Genomic DNA, 18253 nt, shown 5'->3' on the forward strand with positions numbered 1-18253 from the left:
TATTATTCCTGTAATTCTTCTAATTTTAAAAGTTGGCCAAATCTTGTAGGGTCACTAACGATAGCAATGGTATCATTTTGCATTTGTAAAGAAATTATTATTCTATCATTAACTTTATCTCAATCCAAAGTTTGAACCTCTTTATTTAACTCACCATATAAAAATTCTTTACACATAAAAGCAAATTTTTTATTACTTGATTGACTTTCAAAATTATAATAAATTTTATATTTAGTATTTGATTTAAAAGTATATTTAATATGATTTATATTAATTTTTGTTCCTACTTCTTTTCATTTTGGAATACTTGGAATTGGATTATTTTTTAATTCAATATCTCAACAATTTTCTTCAATTTCATTTGTTTCTAAATTATTAGAAATAATTTTTATTGGTTTATTCATATTAATTTTATTTGGTGAAATAATATTTAATGTATTACTAGTAATTTTATAAATATTTTCATTATTTTCTTCTAATTCTTCTAATTTTCATAAATTACCGTTTCTTGTATTTCCAGCTAATCAAGTAAATATTGGAGTATTTGTTCTATTACAAATTAAATAAGGTTGAGAATGATTTATATCAAATGTTAATTCAGTATTACTTCCTTTTGAATAAATAAATTCTTCATAAATATAAATATCAGATAATATTAATGTTTGTCTTCTAATACCATAATTAAATCATATACGATATCTTTTATTTTCTTTACAATCATATGTAATAGTTTGATTAACTCCATTTATAACACTTGTAGCAACTATTAATCACTTTTCTTTATCTTGCTTTTTATCTAATAAATTATCAACATATTGTTTTGTAGTTGCATCTTTTTCTTGTTCTGGTTCACCTATATCAACAATTCTAGTATTATTTGAAGTAATAATTCTTTTTTCTTTAGGTTGAATAATATTTGGACTATTAGGGTCTACTTCTCATAATGATTCACTACTACCACCAGTAGCACTAATAGTATTAGTTTCTTTATCAATAGTAATATTTTCACCAGCAATTAATTTATTTTGTTTTTTATCTAATAAATTATCAACATATACTTTAGTTGTAGCGTCAGTTTCAAAAGTAGGTGTTCCAACATCAATAAGTCTTCTACCATTAACATCAATACCTTTATCATCTTTTGGCTTTATAAAATTAGGATTATCTTTATCAACTTCTCATAATGATTCATCACCACTACCAGTTGTACTAATAACTTTCTTTTCTTGACCTTCTTTACCATCAACTAATTTCATAGTATCATTACTAAAATATTTAGTAAATAATTCAATTGTTGTTAAATTATCAAATGATTTTATACCAGTAGTATCAATTCATACTTCAGTACCAATTAAATGTTTAGGATGTTTAAGATATATTTTTACTCTTGTATCATTTGTCTTTAAATTTATTAATTCTAAATATCTTGTAAAAGGACTATCTTCACCATAATTACTATAAAAATTACTAAAAAAATCATTTCTTTTAGGTAAAACATCTAAATTAAATCCAGTAATATTTGGATATTCTTTAATTTTTCTTAAACAATTAAATACTTCTGGAACAATATAATAAGGTTCATTAGGATTATTTTCACTATAAGTCATACCACCTTGACTAATACTTGATTGACCACGAATATAATTACTATCTTTTGTTAATAAAAACCTAACATAATATGCAGTTGCAGTTTGTATTTCATCAGTAAATTCTGTTAATGTAGTTTCTGGTCATTTTTTTGAAATCGAATGTCCACTTAAATAATCAATATTATTACTTGCAACTGAAATAGCAAATCAAATTTCATTATCTGGTGTTGTAGTATCATCAAATTCTAATTTATTAAAACCTTTTCAATTTTTAAATTCTTCAATTGTAATAAACATTAATGGGTCTTTAATAGCCATAATAATTTACTCCTTAATGTAAAATAAAGGGTATTTAAACCCTTTAAATTCCAACTTTAGTTGCTTTTTTCTTATCTTTTTCTGATAATTCTTTACGTTTTGCTCTTTGACTAATAATAGTGTTTTTAAATACTTCACTTTTTTCATCATCATTATTAAAACTATCAAGTAATTTAGCAATTGATGTAGTTTCTAATTGTAATTGAGAATTTATTTGTTTAATATTTTCAATAATAAATTGAATTTCTTTATCTCTTTTTAATTCTTTTGCTAATTTATTTTTCTTTGATTTTTTAATTTTTTTACTAGATAAAGCTAATCCTCCTGATACAGCTATTCCAGTAGCTATTGCTCCACATATTGCTGATATTCATTCTATTGAAAAATTCATTTTTTATTCCACCTTTTCTTTTTTTATTTTTCTTATTTCTTTTTCTATTTTTGGTAAATATCAAATAATAATTAATATTAAAATTGGTATTATTTTAATTATTAAATTTAATATAAATTTAATTCTTGGTGGTGTTTTATTTGGTAAATGATGTAATCCAAATCCACCAATACTAGGTATAATTGTTAATCAAATTGCATTACCTCAATTATTTTTTCAATCTACATGTTCCATACCTAATTTAGTAAATGATAATCATTTAGGTAATATTATTGTTTGTGGTAATGTACTTCATAAAGTAATAATTAAAGATATTAATATAAATGATAATAAATTAATTGAATCTAATTGTTTTTTTCTTAATTTTTGAATATCATTTAATAAACTAAAATCATATATTTTTCTATCTTTAATATAATCTCTTCTACCACGAGTAAAAGGAATTAAATAACTAGTTTTTCACTCTGGTTTTTGAATTTCCATTCAATCACCTACTTTCATGTTTTATAAAAATTAGAATTTCTTTTAATTTTTATATATTTTCTTTTATGTAAAGAATTTTTTAATAATTGTTTTCTTTCATATCTTCATTGATTACTTCCTATTTCATTTTTAGATAAATTTTTATATTCTTTTAATTTAAAAAAACCTTTTTCTAATCTATTAATAAAATGCATAGTTTTTTGTACATTAATATTATTTGGATAAATTACACTAGTATCTTGAGACCCATAATATTTACCTTTTTTAGCTAATTCACTTTTAACATATTTTCTTAATTGACTTGGTAATCATTTTCTATTTCAAAATTTTCAAAATATTGTTCCAGCACCAGAACCATTTTTACCTTTTGCTTGTGTCATTAATATTCATATTTCTTGTGGAAATGTTGGATAAGTATATGGACCATATCATATTTGTCTTTTATCATTATCACTTTGAAATAATGTTGTTAAAGTTCCAATTTTTAAATTTTTATTATCAACAATAAATCTTCCTTTTTTAAATCATGAACTTGATAATACTTCTCATGCATTTTCTGGTATTTCTTCTTCATTTTCTTTAAATAAATTATCAAATTTATTTACATAATTTTTAACTATTCTAATTTCTGTTGGCATAATAGAATTTTTAAAACTATTTATTGGATTTTTAAATTTATTAATTTCATTTTGTAATATAGATAATTCAGTTGGTTTTAATATACTTGTTAATTTTTTAAGTATATTGGGATTAAAAACACTATATGGTTGATGTATTTCTTTTTCACTAATATTTTCATTATCAAATACTGCTTTTAATGATTGATTTTTATAATAAGTTTTTAAAGCATTTATTAATGCTAATTTAATATCATTACTTACTAAAGCATTGTATATTCATTCAATAATTAAAGGATTCATTATAAACTCATGTGATTATAATCTCAATTTAATGAAGCATTATCATGATTTAATGGCACTTCGCTCATATTATCACTACCATAATATTGACTTGCAGTTTCACTATTAATAGTAAATCTATTATCATTAATTAATCTTGCAGTTTCATTATTAAATGCTGTTTCTTGCATTTCTTCAACATTATGATTTGTTTCCATAGGTAATAAATTATGAATAATTTCAGATGCACCAGCAATAATAGTTGGAACTGCATAAGCATTATTAAAATCATTATTAATACCCATAGCAACACCACTTGAAATTAAACATCCACCAGTTGCCATATTACATATTTTTCTTATTACTTCAAATCTATTAGGTATTAATTCACTTAACCCACCAATTAGATTTGATATACCATAAATATTTAAACTAATATATGTATCTCAATCCATTAAATTATTATCATTATTAGTAGTTAATAATAAATCATCTGGAAATGGATTAGGATTTGGATTAATTGAAGAATTAGTAAATTTTGCATAATTAACTAAACCAATAGTCCCTAATCCTAATAATATTTTTTTACTTGAATTTAATATTTTCTTTTTAGTACTTGGCATTTGATTTAAATTTCATATATCTAAACCTAACTTTTTACTAAATAATAAAGCATTAATACTTCCTAATATTGGATTACTAATAATTTGACCATAATAAGCACTTGTACCAATCATTGCTGATAATGGACTTATTCCAGTTCTTATTAATTTCAATAAAGTATAATTATTTGATTGTACATTGGTGTCATTTGGCATTTTCATTTACTCCTTTTAATAAATTAGTTTGTTTTTCTATTTTAATAATTACTTTACCTTCACAATGTATATTATCTCCTACACATATTGCATAACTATCATGTACATCACTTACTATAAAATAATCATTTCTTAATTTAGGATATTCATCTAATAAAATTGCTCTTATATCATTACTACTTGTTAAATCTTGTGGTTTAGCAGAATAAATAATAATATGTGATTTTTCATTAAAATATTTATATATAAATTCCATAATTATTTTTTAGTAAATTCTAAATTTACTACTCCATAATATTCAGTATTATTACCAGTCATAGTAGCACTTGTGGATTTAACATCACTAAATGTTGCTTTACCTTTTTCATAACCAACATTACCAGCATTTAATATTGCATTTTCTAATTCATCATTAGTAGGAGTTGTTCCTGCCATAGTAATTTTTCCTAAATTTCTATAATAAATAACATCTTCTAAATTTAATTTATTAATATCATCATATAAAGTTGATTGATAAGTTGCATTTTCATTTTTAGGATTAGTTAAAAAATCTTTTGCTCTTGCTTCTTTAATTTCTTCAACTGTAGGCATAGTTGGTCTAATTAAATACATTAAATTTGGTCTAATAGCACTTGGTAATGCAAATAAACATTTACCAATAATTTTAATATTATCTGTATCATTATCTAATTTTTGTCTTATTTTAGTAAATGAAATAGGCATACCTCACATATATCTATTAACTACAAAACCATGTGTATTTTTTAAACTATAATCTTTTTCTAAATGCATGGCTTTTTCAGTATCATGAATAAATTCTTGTTCTAAATAAAAACTTTCTCAAAATTCCATACCAGCAATTAAACTTGTATATCTTCTACCATATGCTAATGTATCTGCTGAAATTTGACTATAATTTAAAACAGTAAATGCTTTTGATAAACCNCTTGATTATCTATTAAATCATCAAACATCTCTCTATGATTTGTTCTTAAATAAGCTCATTCATATTGAGGTACTTGTGTAACATTTTTTAATCTTGCAATTCCTATTTTAAGACATGCTTTATCATACTCTTTAACAAAATCTTTTTGTCATTTTGTCGACCTTCTTCGGCAATCAAATATATATTTATTATCCACATTTAAAATATAATTTAATTCTTGTTTAGTACATTTTTTTAAATTATCTTTATTTTCTCTTAAATATTCTTGTATCTTTTCTTTATAATTACCTAATTCTTTTCTTTTTGCTGGCATATTTATCACCTATATTCAATAATTTATATACTAATTATAACATTTTCATAAAATCATATTTCACCACTTTAATAATAATTATTACTATAATCAAGTCATAAATTAAGAAAGGAAATAATATTATGAATTTTCTTAACAATGAACTTAATTATGATGAACTTGATAATCAAATTAAAAATAATGGTTTAAATTATTTAACAAATTTATTAAAATCATATGATGATTTTTGACATCAAAATATATATGATAAAACTAAATATAAATATGTTAAAACTGCTCCAAGAAGTCCAAATACTCAATATGGTAAAATAAATAATTTTTATCGTAGATGTTATTTAATATTAGAAACTAATGAATATTATTATCCTTTAGATAATTATATAAAAATTAAAAAAAGAAAAAGAACACTTACAAGTTTAGAACATACAATAATAAAAAATTCAGGTAATGGTAAAAGACAAAGTGATGTACAAGATATATTAAAAAATAGTAATTTTTCAAAAACATATATGACTAATGTAATGAAAAATGCAATAATAGAAGTTGAAGAAATAAAAGAGAAAAAAGTAGTTTTACCAACTGAAAAATTATTTGTAAATATGGATGATTGTTTTATAAGTTCTTTATTTGATAATAAAAAGCAAAAAAATCGTATTCGAACAATTAGTGCAAATAAAGGTAAAGATTTAGAAAAATCTACTAAAAGTAGAAATGTTTTAAAAGATAAAAAAATTACTTATATGAAAACTAAAAATGGTCAAAGAATTAAAAGACAAGAATTAATTGATAAAATTTATGAATTTCTTAATTTACAATATATTTATTTTAAAAGTAGTTTAGTATTTATTGGTGATGGTGCGCCTTGAATTAAAACTACTGCTAAAAAAGAAAATATTCCTTATGTAATTGATAGACATCATGCATTTAAAGCACTTAAAAAAGGATTTATTTTTAATAGAAAAGTAGATAATAAAAAATTAACAAATGCATATAATTTATTTATTAATGGTGAATATTATCAATTATTAGATTTTTTAAAAGAAAATAATGTTAATGAAGAAATATATAAATATTTTAAAAATAATAAAGAAGGTGTTATAAATCAAAAAGAAAATTGAAATCAAGGAGTATGTGCTGAAAGTGATGTATCACATTTAGTTAAATCTTTAAAAGGATATGGTGCTAAAATTTATAATGATAAAGTTCTTGATACTATGCTTATAATTAATTCAGCAAGAATTAATAAATTAAATCTTTTACTTTAATTTTTTAAAACTTAATAAATCTGAACCTAAATAGTTAGGAATTTTTACTTTATATTATTTAAAATAATATTCTAAAATACTTGATTATTTACATAAAAAGGTATATAATATAACCAACAATTAATAATTTAAAATTGTCTTTTATTTAAAGAAAATTAAATTATAACTATTAACTTTACTCACCCTCAATAATTTGAATTTTTTGTTTGATATTTAACTTGTTAATTACTAATGCTATTTGTTTAATTTTATCCATTATTAAAAATCCTTTCATGTCAAAATTAGTGTTAATTGTATAACACAATTGTTTTTCGAATACATTCAAGTTTTTTTTAAATTAATGGTCTAGTAAAAAGGGCTAAGTAGCAAGTAGCGAACTATTATCAGAACCAATATTCATATAAGGAAACATTAGAGTGATTTGATTTTTATTAACATAAATACGTGGTATTTTTTCTTGTGCATTTGCTAAATCAACCATTTTGCTCATTACTTTCGGCGCTAATAACTTTCTTAACTTAATTGGATCACTATAATCAAGAGCAAATAACTTTTCAAATGCTGCTGATTCAAGTTGATCACCACGATTTGAACCCATAATTCTTGAACCTAATGTTTCAGGAACAATCGTTGTTATTACATCTTGTATATCAATTAAACACGTAAAATAAAGATATCGATTATATGTAGTACTAGTAGTTGTAGTTTTTCCTGTCTTGTAAGTTCTAGTAATCTTTTCTAACGTTGTTCCACAATTAAAATTTTTATCATTAATACTACCAATAATAACTTTTTCAGTTCAAACACGATGATTAAAATCACTACCAATAACTAAGAATTTTTGTGGTACAATGGTAAAATTATTAGTAACATTAGTAATTTCAACTGCTTTAAAAGTAGAATTAACTGCCATTTTTAAATAATTAATATTATATTCTAAAAATTCTCGTTTTATTTTTTTAGAAAAAGTTTGTCCAACTGTTACTAACAATGTTCCAACTAAAATAAAAATAATACCAATAATAACTATTACTAAATAAAATGTGCTAGACACTTTTTCAGGTAATAAACTAGTCAGAAAAATTATCCCTAACATAATAGTAAAAAAACCTAATGCCAAAATAATATAAGCAATAATTTTATATACATTGCTTATAAACATTCGCTTAAAGGAAGTATTTAAAATCTTGTTATAAATTGAATGTATATTTTCTTTAATAATTTTTAATTCATTCTCATTAAACTTTATAATACTATTATTTCTGCTCATTTTTCCTTCCATATATTAATTTATTTAATTTATTAAAATAATTATACTTAAAATTATTATTTTTACTATCAACTTAACCATTAATATCTTATAATAACATTTAGAATAATAAAATATAGTAAGAATTTAGGAGAGAAAGATATGGAACTTACAATTAATATTTTATCTTGGATTGGAGCAATTTTAACTAGTATTGTTTTAATTCCTCAAAGTTTTAAAATAATTCGCACCAGAGATACAAAATCATTATCATTATATATGTATATTATTTTTGTACTATCAGCAATAACATGAATTATTTTTGCAATATTGTCTAATCAACTTGCTATTATTACAACTAATACTATTGTATTATTTTTTGCAAGTATTATTTTAATTCTAAAAATTAATAATATTTTTAGAAAAAAAGAAAAACCATAGTTTCAATTAGGTAATAAGAATTAAAGAATTTTCATTAATATATTTAATTCATCATTTAAAACCATGACTACCATTTTCATCAATTACTAGATTAGTAGTAATTTTTCTATTAGTTAATATTTTTTTTAATTCAATAGTATTACTTTCATAATTTGTTACTAATTTGCCTTCAAAAAACTTTGGTTCTTTTTTTCCTACCCATAGTTCAACTGTTAAAGGTTGATTATTATTTAAAACTTTAGTTTTTAAATCTTCAATAATTTGTGAATTAAATCAAATTGCTGGCGAAAATAATAATAATTTTGTAAATTGTAATTTTGATAAATATAACATTTGTAAACAAAAATATGCTCCCAAAGAACAACCAATGGCATTTAAATTTTTAATTTTTAAATTAAACTTTTTAATAACAAATGGTATAACCTCATTAATAATAAATTCTAAGTAATTTTTACCATTACCACCAAGAAAAGCAATGTTACTTTTTTTTAATTCAGGAAAATATTTTGTCATTAATATTTTTACATCATCATTGGTATAAGTTGCTAAATCATTAAAACGAGTCATATTATTGGTACTACCAATACCAATAAAAATACAATTACTATTATTTTCAAATAAAATATTACTATTAAGTAACATATCTTTACCATCAAAAACTAAATAAACTTCATAAGCAATATTTTGATCATAAATAGAAGGTAAAGCAATAATAATATCTTTATTAATGTTTAAAAATTTACTTTTAATATTTTCAACTTTTATATCATAATTATTCATATTTTTTCTCCTTAATTTATTGATAATTTCCTAACAAAGAATAATTCATTATTCTAATATAAAAATTAAAATTAGTTTGTTCTAAGCGCATAGCACATTTAACCAATTCATCTAAAATTATCAACTTATTAGTAAATAAAGTTTCATATGAAAAAAAAGCTTTTAAATTTAAATCAGTACTATCTTTTGTCAGCAATGTTTTTCTAGTTTCTAAATCCAACAAATAAAATAACATTAATAAACTTCCAAACTCAAAATTATTTTTTATGTTTGTTTCATTCTTAGTTAAATTAATAAAAATATTACCACTAATATTTACCAATCTTTTAATTATTAGCAAACTTTCTTTTTTCAAATTAGAATTATTTACCAAAAAATCAGGTAATACTACTTTTGAAGTATCATCAAACCAAACTTTTATTTGATCTTTACATCCAAGTAATAATAAAAGTTCCTTGGCATTTTGATAATCATCTAACTGTTTTTCTTGACGCTTAAAAGTAGGAATTAAAGCAGAAATAGTTAATATAAAATTTGCAACTAATCTTAAATATTCTTTATAAGAAATTTTATTGAAATATAAATAAACACTTATTATTTTCATAAACATTAAATTTTGATTACTATTAAATATTAAGTTATAAGTATTACGATAATCTTTTGCTTTTAAATGACCTAATTTTTTTTTAATTTCGCGTTTAAAAAAATAATTACTTTTTAAAAGCAAAAGATGGTTAAATAATCGATATTCGGGAATCATTTTTTTACTTCCAATCTAATTATATATTTTTAAATTTAATCTTAAAATAATTATAACATTGAAATAAATAAGTAACATTATGTACTTATTTATTATATTTAATTGCCAATAATATCATTGATAATTAATTATATTTAATATATAAAAATAAAAAGTTATTTTAAATAATAACTTTTTAAATTCATTTTTAACTAAAATCTTTTTTTCTTATAAATAATTTATTGATTTCAAAGAAGAACTTAATTTTTCTTCTGCTTTATCTTCATTTGGCAAACTAAAACAAGATTGATTTTTTTCAATATCTGTTTCAAAACCAAGATCACTATATTGACTATTAACTCTTGAAATTAATTCTTTTTTACTAGAAAAAGGATTGTCTTCATCAAATTGCTTTGATATTTCATTTTCTGAAATAAAATTTAATTTATCAAAAATTTCTTCATTTTTTTCATTTGTAATTTTATTAATCAAACTGACTTGTAAATTAATAATATTTTCAAAAATATTTAATTTTAAAACTTTAAGTCGTTTAATATTTTTTTCATTTTTATTTATTTCTTCTCTTAAATTTCTTGTTTTCAATTTTATTTCTTTAATTTCTTTATTAACTTTTTTGTTTCTAACATATTTAAAAATACCAAAAGTAATAGTATTTACAAAAGTTATTTGTCAATTTTTTTCTGCTTTTTTTTCTCTTAAATCTTGAATATCAATTTCAAGTAAATCAATTTTATTTAATATTTCTTTATTTTTTTCTTCAAAATCAAATATTTTTTGTTCTAAATCCTTGATTTGAATTACTGAGAAACTAATACTATCAAATAATTCTGTATCACCATCTTCTTCAAAAGGATTTTTCTTAGATGGATATATAGAATGTTCTAATTCTTCAAAGTTTTTATTTTTTAAAATAAAATCTAATTGTTCAAATATTTCTTTATATCTCTTAACTTTATTTTCATATAACTGACGTTGTAAATCAATAATTTCTTTTAAAATATTTAATTTTGAATTTTTAAATGGTTGTGCATTTTTTTTCATTTTCATCAATTTCTTCTATTAAAGTTTTTATATTTAATTCTGTTTCTTTAATTTGTTTATTAATATTTGAAAATAGTTGTATTTTTTTTGATTTTTTTAGTTTTTTTAAACGTTTAATTTTATTTTCTAAAGATTCAATTTGCTCAACTATTTCTTCACTTTTTTTCTCAATAAAAAATATTTCTTTATCCAAGTTTTCTTTTGCTTTTTTTAATATATTAATTTTTTCAATTAACATTTTTTTCTCCTTTAAAAATTAAAAAAACCTATTTACTTATATAAATAAAGCAATAGGTTAAAAACTATATTTAGTTTATAAACTAAATTATACTTACTTTTTTATTTTTAATTATTATTTTTATTTTTTTCACTAATATATTTTAAAAAAAGTATTTTAACTAGTTAAAATACTTTTTTGTAAAATAGGAGGTACTGTAGAAAAACTTTTCGCGAAATTATTTATTAAATTTTGACTAAAACAACAACTTCCAAATATTTTAGCATCTTCTTCTTCCACTGATTTAGAAATTACTTCAAAAACAAATCCAATAAAAAACTGTGTTCCATAAACTACTAAATTTCATAAAATAGTAGTAAAATCATCAACCGGACTTCCTATAAACATAGTTCAATAATCAACTATACATTGATGTATTTTATTGTAAATTTCTAAAACACTCATACTTAACACCTACCCAAACAATGACCTAAAAACAAATTTAATACTACGATAAATAAAATTAAAAAATACACCTAATACAGCAAATAATGGACAAAATTTATTAGATAGTATGCAATATGAAGTTGCAAATGATTTAGCAGATAAATTGGCAATTGATGATACACAAGCAATTGCAAAATTTGCTACTAAAATAGATATTGAAGATATAACACCAGTAGGTTATTTAAAATCAATGTTATCTGCTTGAAATACTTTGTTTCAATTTAGAAACATTGCAAATAGTAAAGAGGCTTTTTAGTAATCTGTGTTTCTTTGTTTTACAAAGTACTAGTTCAGATTAATTCTGTCTTCAAATTTTATCATAAAATGAGCAATTGCTGTATTTCAATTTTGAATAGGCAATGTTCATTTTTTTGTGATATTTTCAATTGCTAAGTNACAAGAAATAGAAAATAAAGTTAATGAAGCAGAAAATAAGTTAAATAAACTTAATCAAGAAATTAAAGAAAAAGAAATGATTAATATATTTAAAAAATATCAAGTTAAAACTGAATTTTATGATTACTTAAAATTTAAAACAAATAATCTAGAAAATTCAAAAATTGAAGAAACTATTAAAAAAATGATTAAAGAACAACCAATATTTAAACAAACAATTAATACAGGTGGCAATAAACAAATAATTATTAATAATAAAGCAAATGATAAAGAAAATTTTTTAATTAATTATAAAAAGAAAAATTATTTATAAACGAAAGGAAGAAATAAAATGTCAGTACCATTTAATCAAAATTTAGACAATACAGAGAGATTAGTAGAAGCACCAGAATTTATAGAGTTTTTTAAAATTTCAAATAGTCCATGGGCAAACTTTTTTCCTACTGAAATTGTTGATTCAGTAAATATTGAATTTATAGTTAAAAAACCAAAAGATCCAAAAGTTAAAATTATTGCTTGGGATGATAAAAGCAAAAGATATGAATTACCATATGTTGATACAGATAAAATTAGTAAAAAAATAACTAAAAAATATCTTGCAGGAGAAATTATTACAGATGTAGATTTAAAAGCAAATAATGGACAAAATTTATTAGATAGTATGCAATATGAAGTTGCAAATGATTTAGCAGATAAATTGGCAATTGATGATACACAAGCAATTGCAAAATTTGCTACTAAAATAGATATTGAAGATACAACACCAGTAGGTTATTTAAAATCGATGTTATCTGCTTGAAATACTTTGTTTCAATTTAGAAATATTGCAAATAGTAAATTTTTTATTACTAATGGTCTTTATGATAGTTTAGTTTATTTAGCAGATAATAAAGGTTTAATTACCGATAATCAGTTGGCACAACAATTACGTTTAAATGGAAATAATTTATATGTAAAAGGCGTATTATGTGAAATCGTTCTTGATGACTATATGATTTTTACTAATGATAAAAATGAACAACAATTAATGACCTTTATTTTAGCAACACCAAGAGCAATGAAAAGATACATGATAGAAAATACAGTTATTTATGTAGATTTTATTAAAGATGATAAAGCAGGAAGAGCATATAAAGTTGCTGGTGAAGTTGTTGGAGAAGCAATCCCATATATTTCTAATAATGAAACAACATCAAGATGAATGTTATGTGGAGTTATTAAAACAGAAAAAACTGATTTAAAAACTAAAATTACAGTTTTAACAACTGATATTACTGCAAATGTTAATAACAATAATAGTGAATTAAATACACAAATAAAAAGTACTAATGAACTTAAATCATTAAATCCAAATTTAACAAATCCAACTATTAAATATTTTAGTGATGCACAAGGAAAAACTAATGTAAGTAATCAAAAACAAAAAGCGGGTCACTTATACATAACTATTAGTGCAAACGTTAATGATTTAAATTATAAAGGTTCAACAAATCCAATTAAAATAACTCTTAAATAAAGGAAAATAATGTCATGCCAATCGGTACAACTAGTACAGCAATACTTTTAAACATAAATAAACCAAAACATACTAGAACAAGTAACCAACAAGAAAATAAAAGTTTTTGATGAGAAATTTTAGAAATGATTGGTGTACAAGTTATAGCAGTAGCACTTGCTCCTTTTACTGGTGGATTAAGTGAAAGTGTAGCCCTTGGATTAGGTGCAAGTGATTTAGTTGCTAGTATTAGTGCTGTTGGTGTAGAGTTTTTAACTGATTTTACTGTTAATCAAGTTTATGATTATTTAAAAGGAAATGTAACAAAATTAAATACTTTCTTTAATATACTTGCTACTTGCTACTTAGCCCTTTTTACTAGACCATTAATTTAAAAAAAACTTGAATGTATTCGAAAAACAATTGTGTTATACAATTAACACTAATTTTGACATGAAAGGATTTTTAATAATGGATAAAATTAAACAAATAGCATTAGTAATTAACAAGTTAAATATCAAACAAAAAATTCAAATTATTGATGATAGCAAAAACCAATATTCAATTAGATATCTTTGCCAACATCTTCAACTAAACCGATCAACATATTATTTTGTAAAAAACAAACAAAACCCTATTAAAAAAGAAAAAAATCAAATTAGTAATTGTACACATAAATATCAAGAATTATGCCAACTTTTACTTGAATTTCATTTTACAAGAAAAGGACAAATTTATGGCTATTTACGAATTTTTTCAGCATTTAAAGAATGATTAAAACAATACAAACATATTATTTTAAATCTAGAATTATCAACAAAACAAATGCGAAAAATTATGAAAGATCACAATCTTCAAGGATTAAAACAAACTAAAAATAACTATCCTAAAAACAAAAAAAATCCAAATAAGTGAATACCTACAATGGATAAAGTAAACAAAGATTATAAAAGTACAACCTCTTCAAATCAAATTTGATCAATGGACACTAAACAAATAAATACTAAAGAAGGTTGATTATATCTTTTTGTAATTATTGATTTTTATTCAAATAATATTGTAAGCTATAATACATGTTCAAACAAATCCTATCAAGATTTAATCCTTCCTGCACTTGAAAAAATAAATCAACAATTCTCTTGAAACCAAGTAAAAAACGTTATTTTACACTCAGATAACGCCAACGAATTTTATTGTCAAGACATCACAAATTGAGCTGCTGATAAGCAAATAATTTTAAGCAAAAAACAACCTTATGATATTGGTGGCAATGTAATATCTGAAAACTGATTTTCTCATTTATCTCAAGAATGACTACCTAAAGGTTCAAATCAATATTTTTCTCTCAATGAAGCTATAAATGATGTAAACCAATATATTATGTTTTATAATTACGAAAGAATACATTCTAAATTTCTAAAACCACCAATTTCACAAATAAAAATTTAAAACTGTCTATCCAAAAGTGGTCCAGTATTTAGGGCTAACCACCACCACCAAAATTAATGTAAGAACAATTTAAAAAATAAATAATTTTATTTCTTTATTATTAGAAAGAAATAAAAACCTATTTGTTCAAGATTAACTTAATTCATTTTTAAATTCATAAATATGAATATCAGTTTTATCAACAACAAAACCAATAACATACGAAATACCACAAAGAAAATCAATAATTCTTCTTCGATCATTTTCAACAGTTGTTGTTAAATTAACTTTAATTGGTTTTTGTAAAATCATAGCATTAGCAACTGATTCAATTTCTTGATAATTTTTAGGAGCAAATTCTTGTATTTGTTCTTGAAAACTGGTTTTATAATTACTATTTTCATCATTGTCTTTATATTTTTTACTTCTTCATCCCATAATTAATTAAACTTCCTTTCGTCTTCGTAAAAATGATGGTAAATCATCATCTGCTTCCATTGCTGCTTCTTGGACTAAATTTTGTTGTTCTTCTTCTTTTTTCTTTGTTTGTTCTTTAATTTCTTCACTTAAATATTGAGTCTTATTGGTAATAAATTCATGATTATCAACTTTTGAACTATAAACAAAATTATTAGCATTAGCACCTTCTTCATCAAAACCAGTGGCAATAACTGTTACAATCATTTCATCATTTAAATTTTCATTAACAGCAACACCAAAAATGATATTAACATCATTACCCGCAGCATCACGAACTAAATCAACAGCAATATTAGCATCAGTTAATGTCATTGTTGTTCCACCAGTAACATTAACAATAGCATTTTTAGCACCCTTAATTGTCACATCATCAAGTAAAGGAGAAGAAATAGCTTTTGTTGCGGCTTGTTTAGCTTTATGTTCACCCTTTGACATTCCAATACCAAATAAGGCATTACCTTTATTTTCAATAATAGTACGAACATCAGCAAAATCTAAATTTATTAAAGCAGGAACAGCAATTAAGTCAGTAATAGTCTGTACACCTTGACGTAAAATATTATCTGCTTCTTTAAACGAATCTTTAAGAGGGATATTACCAATTACTTGTAATAATTTATCATTAGAAATAATAATAATTGCATCAACTTGTTTCTTTAAATTTTCAATTCCAACTATAGCATGAGCATTACGATTACGTCCTTCAAATTTAAATGGTTTAGTAACAATAGCAATTGTTAAAGCACCACATTCTTTAGCAATTCTTGCAACAATTGATGCAGCACCAGTACCAGTACCACCACCCATACCAGCAGCAATAAAAACCATATCTGCACCATCTAAAGCGCGTTTAATTTCTGCTTCACTTTCAATTGCGGCTTGTTTACCAATTTCAGGATTAGCTCCTGCTCCAAGTCCCTTTGATAATTCTTTGCCCAAAATAATTTTATTTTCAGCTGGTGATGCATTAACTACTTGTGCATCAGTATTAGCAACATAAAAATCAACACCTTGTACCTCTGCTTCAATCATTCTATTAACAGCATTATTACCAGCACCACCAATACCAATTACCCGAATTGATGCTATTGGTTTAAATTGTGAATTATTATGTTCCATTTTATTTTCCTCCTAAGTAATCAAATTGTCTTCTTCTATTTACTACCATCATTATACTGATAATTTGGTTGAAAGGGGGAATTATAATGCTTATTATCATGATTATTAGAATGCGTATAATGATTTAATTTTGATACAATTTCTGGTTTATGTATTGATGAAATATAATTATTACTAAAAACGTTTACTAAATGTTGGTAGTGAGTATTACCGATTAAAGTAGTTCACTGATAACTATATGCACCAAGAGTTTGACTGAGCATATATTTTACTTCTTTTAGTTTGCTATTATTTTTAAAATAGTTGGCAAAACCACATAAACCAATAGTAATTCCCGTAAAAATAATTTCCATATCTGAACTATTATTATCACTAACTTCATCAAGAAAATATTCAATACAAGAAATAATTTCATTAATTTGTTTTTTAACTATTGCTTGTAAATCAGTTTTTGTTAAACGAACAATAGATTTTGTTTGGTCATCAACATACTTATCAACAACAACATCGCATAAATAATTACTACTTATATTAATAATTTTTTGTAAATATCTTTCAGCTTTATCATAACCACAATGCATTTGCTTCATTAATGATTGAATTATTTGATTTCAACCAATTTTAATATTAGTTGTTGCAAATAATACTGAATTACTAAAAACACTAATCTTAGTACTATTAATATTTCAATCAACTAAAACTGTATTACGATTAAAATCAGTATTTTTAATATTACACACTAATGCAAATTGATCTAAAGTAACCGTTAACAATTCTGTTTCGGCATTAGTTAATACTTCGAGGTGAGAATTATATAAACTTTTAGGTAATGAATAAACTAAAGCATCAACATGCATAACTTGTCCTTTTTTAGCAATTGGTAATTGTTCATTACCAATTACATGATCAACTTTAAAATTGTATGGTTTAGTTAAACAAATAATTTCACTATTATCAATAGTAATGTTTTTAGCCATTTCAATCACTTTACTACAATCTTCATCAGTAATAATGTGGTTAGCATCTTTAAAATCAAGTGATGCTTGTGATTGATAAATTCTTAAATTATTTGAAGGTAAAGTTAAGGCAATACGTTGTACTTTTATATTTAAAGTATTATTAATTTTATTAATAATTTGCCTTAATAACTTACCTGTAGCAATTGAATTAATAATTACACCATTTTCAGAAAACTGTTCAGTATCAACAGTTTCTTTATATAAAACCTGAATTTGATTATTAACATAATTATTAACCATAACTTTTAAACTAAAATCTTCAATTTGACATACAACATATAGTTCTTGAAAATTCATAT

Annotated in this window: 22 protein-coding genes; 6 read left to right on the forward strand and 16 right to left on the reverse strand. The window is 22.5% G+C overall.

The window, feature by feature from the left end:
- Nucleotides 1–2: 2 nt before the first annotated feature.
- From SPIRDC1_RS03520 to SPIRDC1_RS03550, 7 genes are all read right to left on the reverse strand, one after another.
- Entirely contained in the window at nt 3–1907 is a 1905-nt protein-coding gene (locus SPIRDC1_RS03520) for a hypothetical protein (protein ID WP_174480562.1), read from the reverse strand.
- A gap of 43 nt (nt 1908–1950) precedes the next feature.
- Complete coding sequence (locus tag SPIRDC1_RS03525; RefSeq protein ID WP_174480563.1) at nt 1951–2298, reverse strand: hypothetical protein; 348 nt, start codon at nt 2296–2298, stop codon at nt 1951–1953.
- Between the two features lie 3 nt (nt 2299–2301).
- Nucleotides 2302–2781 (reverse strand): hypothetical protein, encoded by a 480-nt coding sequence (locus SPIRDC1_RS03530; protein ID WP_174480564.1) that lies wholly within the window; start codon nt 2779–2781, stop codon nt 2302–2304.
- A gap of 8 nt (nt 2782–2789) precedes the next feature.
- Nucleotides 2790–3701, reverse strand: a complete 912-nt coding sequence (locus tag SPIRDC1_RS03535) for a hypothetical protein (protein ID WP_174480565.1) — start codon at nt 3699–3701, stop codon at nt 2790–2792.
- The gene (locus SPIRDC1_RS03540; protein WP_174480566.1) at nt 3701–4498 is read right to left on the reverse strand and encodes a hypothetical protein; all 798 of its coding nucleotides are present in this window, start codon (nt 4496–4498) and stop codon (nt 3701–3703) included. The genes SPIRDC1_RS03535 and SPIRDC1_RS03540 overlap by 1 nt, the downstream gene beginning before the upstream one ends.
- A complete protein-coding gene (locus SPIRDC1_RS03545; RefSeq protein ID WP_174480567.1) occupies nt 4467–4754 on the reverse strand; it encodes a hypothetical protein in 288 nt (95 codons plus the stop codon). The genes SPIRDC1_RS03540 and SPIRDC1_RS03545 overlap by 32 nt, the downstream gene beginning before the upstream one ends.
- A 2-nt stretch (nt 4755–4756) precedes the next feature.
- Nucleotides 4757–5443 (reverse strand): hypothetical protein (locus SPIRDC1_RS03550; protein WP_233214965.1); only part of this gene is annotated, 687 nt, incomplete at its 5' end.
- A 436-nt stretch (nt 5444–5879) separates the two neighbouring features.
- Between SPIRDC1_RS03550 and SPIRDC1_RS03560 the strand changes: the two genes are divergently transcribed.
- A complete protein-coding gene (locus SPIRDC1_RS03560; protein WP_174480570.1) occupies nt 5880–7022 on the forward strand; it encodes an Mbov_0401 family ICE element transposase-like protein in 1143 nt (380 codons plus the stop codon).
- Between the two features lie 358 nt (nt 7023–7380).
- On the opposite strand, the gene SPIRDC1_RS03565 is transcribed toward SPIRDC1_RS03560, so the two are convergent.
- Nucleotides 7381–8292 (reverse strand): DUF3137 domain-containing protein, encoded by a 912-nt coding sequence (locus tag SPIRDC1_RS03565; RefSeq protein WP_174480571.1) that lies wholly within the window; start codon nt 8290–8292, stop codon nt 7381–7383.
- 141 nt (nt 8293–8433) lie between these two features.
- On the opposite strand from SPIRDC1_RS03565, the gene SPIRDC1_RS03570 reads away from it, so the two are divergent.
- A complete protein-coding gene (locus SPIRDC1_RS03570) occupies nt 8434–8712 on the forward strand; it encodes a SemiSWEET family sugar transporter (protein WP_174480572.1) in 279 nt (92 codons plus the stop codon).
- 6 nt (nt 8713–8718) lie between these two features.
- Here SPIRDC1_RS03570 and SPIRDC1_RS03575 read toward each other — a convergent pair whose 3' ends face one another.
- The 5 genes from SPIRDC1_RS03575 to SPIRDC1_RS03595 all read right to left on the reverse strand — a co-directional run bounded on the left by SPIRDC1_RS03575 (nt 8719) and on the right by SPIRDC1_RS03595 (nt 11975).
- A complete protein-coding gene (locus SPIRDC1_RS03575) occupies nt 8719–9492 on the reverse strand; it encodes an alpha/beta hydrolase-fold protein (protein WP_174480573.1) in 774 nt (257 codons plus the stop codon).
- A 16-nt stretch (nt 9493–9508) separates the two neighbouring features.
- Nucleotides 9509–10252, reverse strand: a complete 744-nt coding sequence (locus SPIRDC1_RS03580) for a hypothetical protein (RefSeq protein WP_174480574.1) — start codon at nt 10250–10252, stop codon at nt 9509–9511.
- A 207-nt stretch (nt 10253–10459) separates the two neighbouring features.
- Nucleotides 10460–11293 carry a hypothetical protein gene (locus SPIRDC1_RS03585; protein ID WP_174480575.1) on the reverse strand — a complete coding sequence of 278 codons (834 nt, stop codon included), beginning with the start codon at nt 11291–11293 and terminating at the stop codon, nt 10460–10462.
- Entirely contained in the window at nt 11268–11531 is a 264-nt protein-coding gene (locus SPIRDC1_RS03590) for a hypothetical protein (RefSeq protein ID WP_174480576.1), read from the reverse strand. Before SPIRDC1_RS03590 ends, SPIRDC1_RS03585 begins: the two co-directional genes overlap by 26 nt.
- 156 nt (nt 11532–11687) lie before the next feature.
- Nucleotides 11688–11975 carry a hypothetical protein gene (locus tag SPIRDC1_RS03595; protein ID WP_174480577.1) on the reverse strand — a complete coding sequence of 96 codons (288 nt, stop codon included), beginning with the start codon at nt 11973–11975 and terminating at the stop codon, nt 11688–11690.
- A 109-nt stretch (nt 11976–12084) separates the two neighbouring features.
- Between SPIRDC1_RS03595 and SPIRDC1_RS03600 the strand changes: the two genes are divergently transcribed.
- The 4 genes from SPIRDC1_RS03600 to SPIRDC1_RS03620 all read left to right on the forward strand — a co-directional run bounded on the left by SPIRDC1_RS03600 (nt 12085) and on the right by SPIRDC1_RS03620 (nt 15357).
- The gene (locus tag SPIRDC1_RS03600; RefSeq protein ID WP_174480578.1) at nt 12085–12273 is read left to right on the forward strand and encodes a hypothetical protein; all 189 of its coding nucleotides are present in this window, start codon (nt 12085–12087) and stop codon (nt 12271–12273) included.
- Nucleotides 12274–12744: 471 nt separating this feature from the next.
- Complete coding sequence (locus SPIRDC1_RS03610) at nt 12745–13929, forward strand: hypothetical protein (protein WP_174480580.1); 1185 nt, start codon at nt 12745–12747, stop codon at nt 13927–13929.
- 14 nt (nt 13930–13943) lie between these two features.
- Nucleotides 13944–14303 (forward strand): hypothetical protein, encoded by a 360-nt coding sequence (locus tag SPIRDC1_RS03615; protein WP_174480581.1) that lies wholly within the window; start codon nt 13944–13946, stop codon nt 14301–14303.
- Between the two features lie 58 nt (nt 14304–14361).
- Nucleotides 14362–15357: an IS3 family transposase gene (locus SPIRDC1_RS03620; protein ID WP_174479968.1), complete on the forward strand. Its 996-nt coding sequence runs from the start codon at nt 14362–14364 to the stop codon at nt 15355–15357.
- Nucleotides 15358–15489: 132 nt separating this feature from the next.
- Here the strand turns inward: SPIRDC1_RS03620 and sepF are convergent, their stop codons facing one another.
- Genes sepF through SPIRDC1_RS03635 form a run of 3 tightly spaced genes read right to left on the reverse strand, consistent with a single transcriptional unit; the run spans nt 15490 to nt 18251 of the window.
- A complete protein-coding gene (gene sepF / locus SPIRDC1_RS03625) occupies nt 15490–15774 on the reverse strand; it encodes a cell division protein SepF (RefSeq protein WP_174480582.1) in 285 nt (94 codons plus the stop codon).
- A gap of 6 nt (nt 15775–15780) precedes the next feature.
- Entirely contained in the window at nt 15781–16935 is a 1155-nt protein-coding gene (gene ftsZ, locus SPIRDC1_RS03630) for a cell division protein FtsZ (protein WP_174480583.1), read from the reverse strand.
- A gap of 35 nt (nt 16936–16970) precedes the next feature.
- Nucleotides 16971–18251: a cell division protein FtsA gene (locus SPIRDC1_RS03635; RefSeq protein ID WP_174480584.1), complete on the reverse strand. Its 1281-nt coding sequence runs from the start codon at nt 18249–18251 to the stop codon at nt 16971–16973.
- Nucleotides 18252–18253 lie beyond the last annotated feature (2 nt).

This window comes from Spiroplasma endosymbiont of Danaus chrysippus (genome assembly GCF_902809815.1).
Lineage (GTDB): Bacteria > Bacillota_I > Bacilli_A > Mycoplasmatales > VBWQ01 > Spiroplasma_E.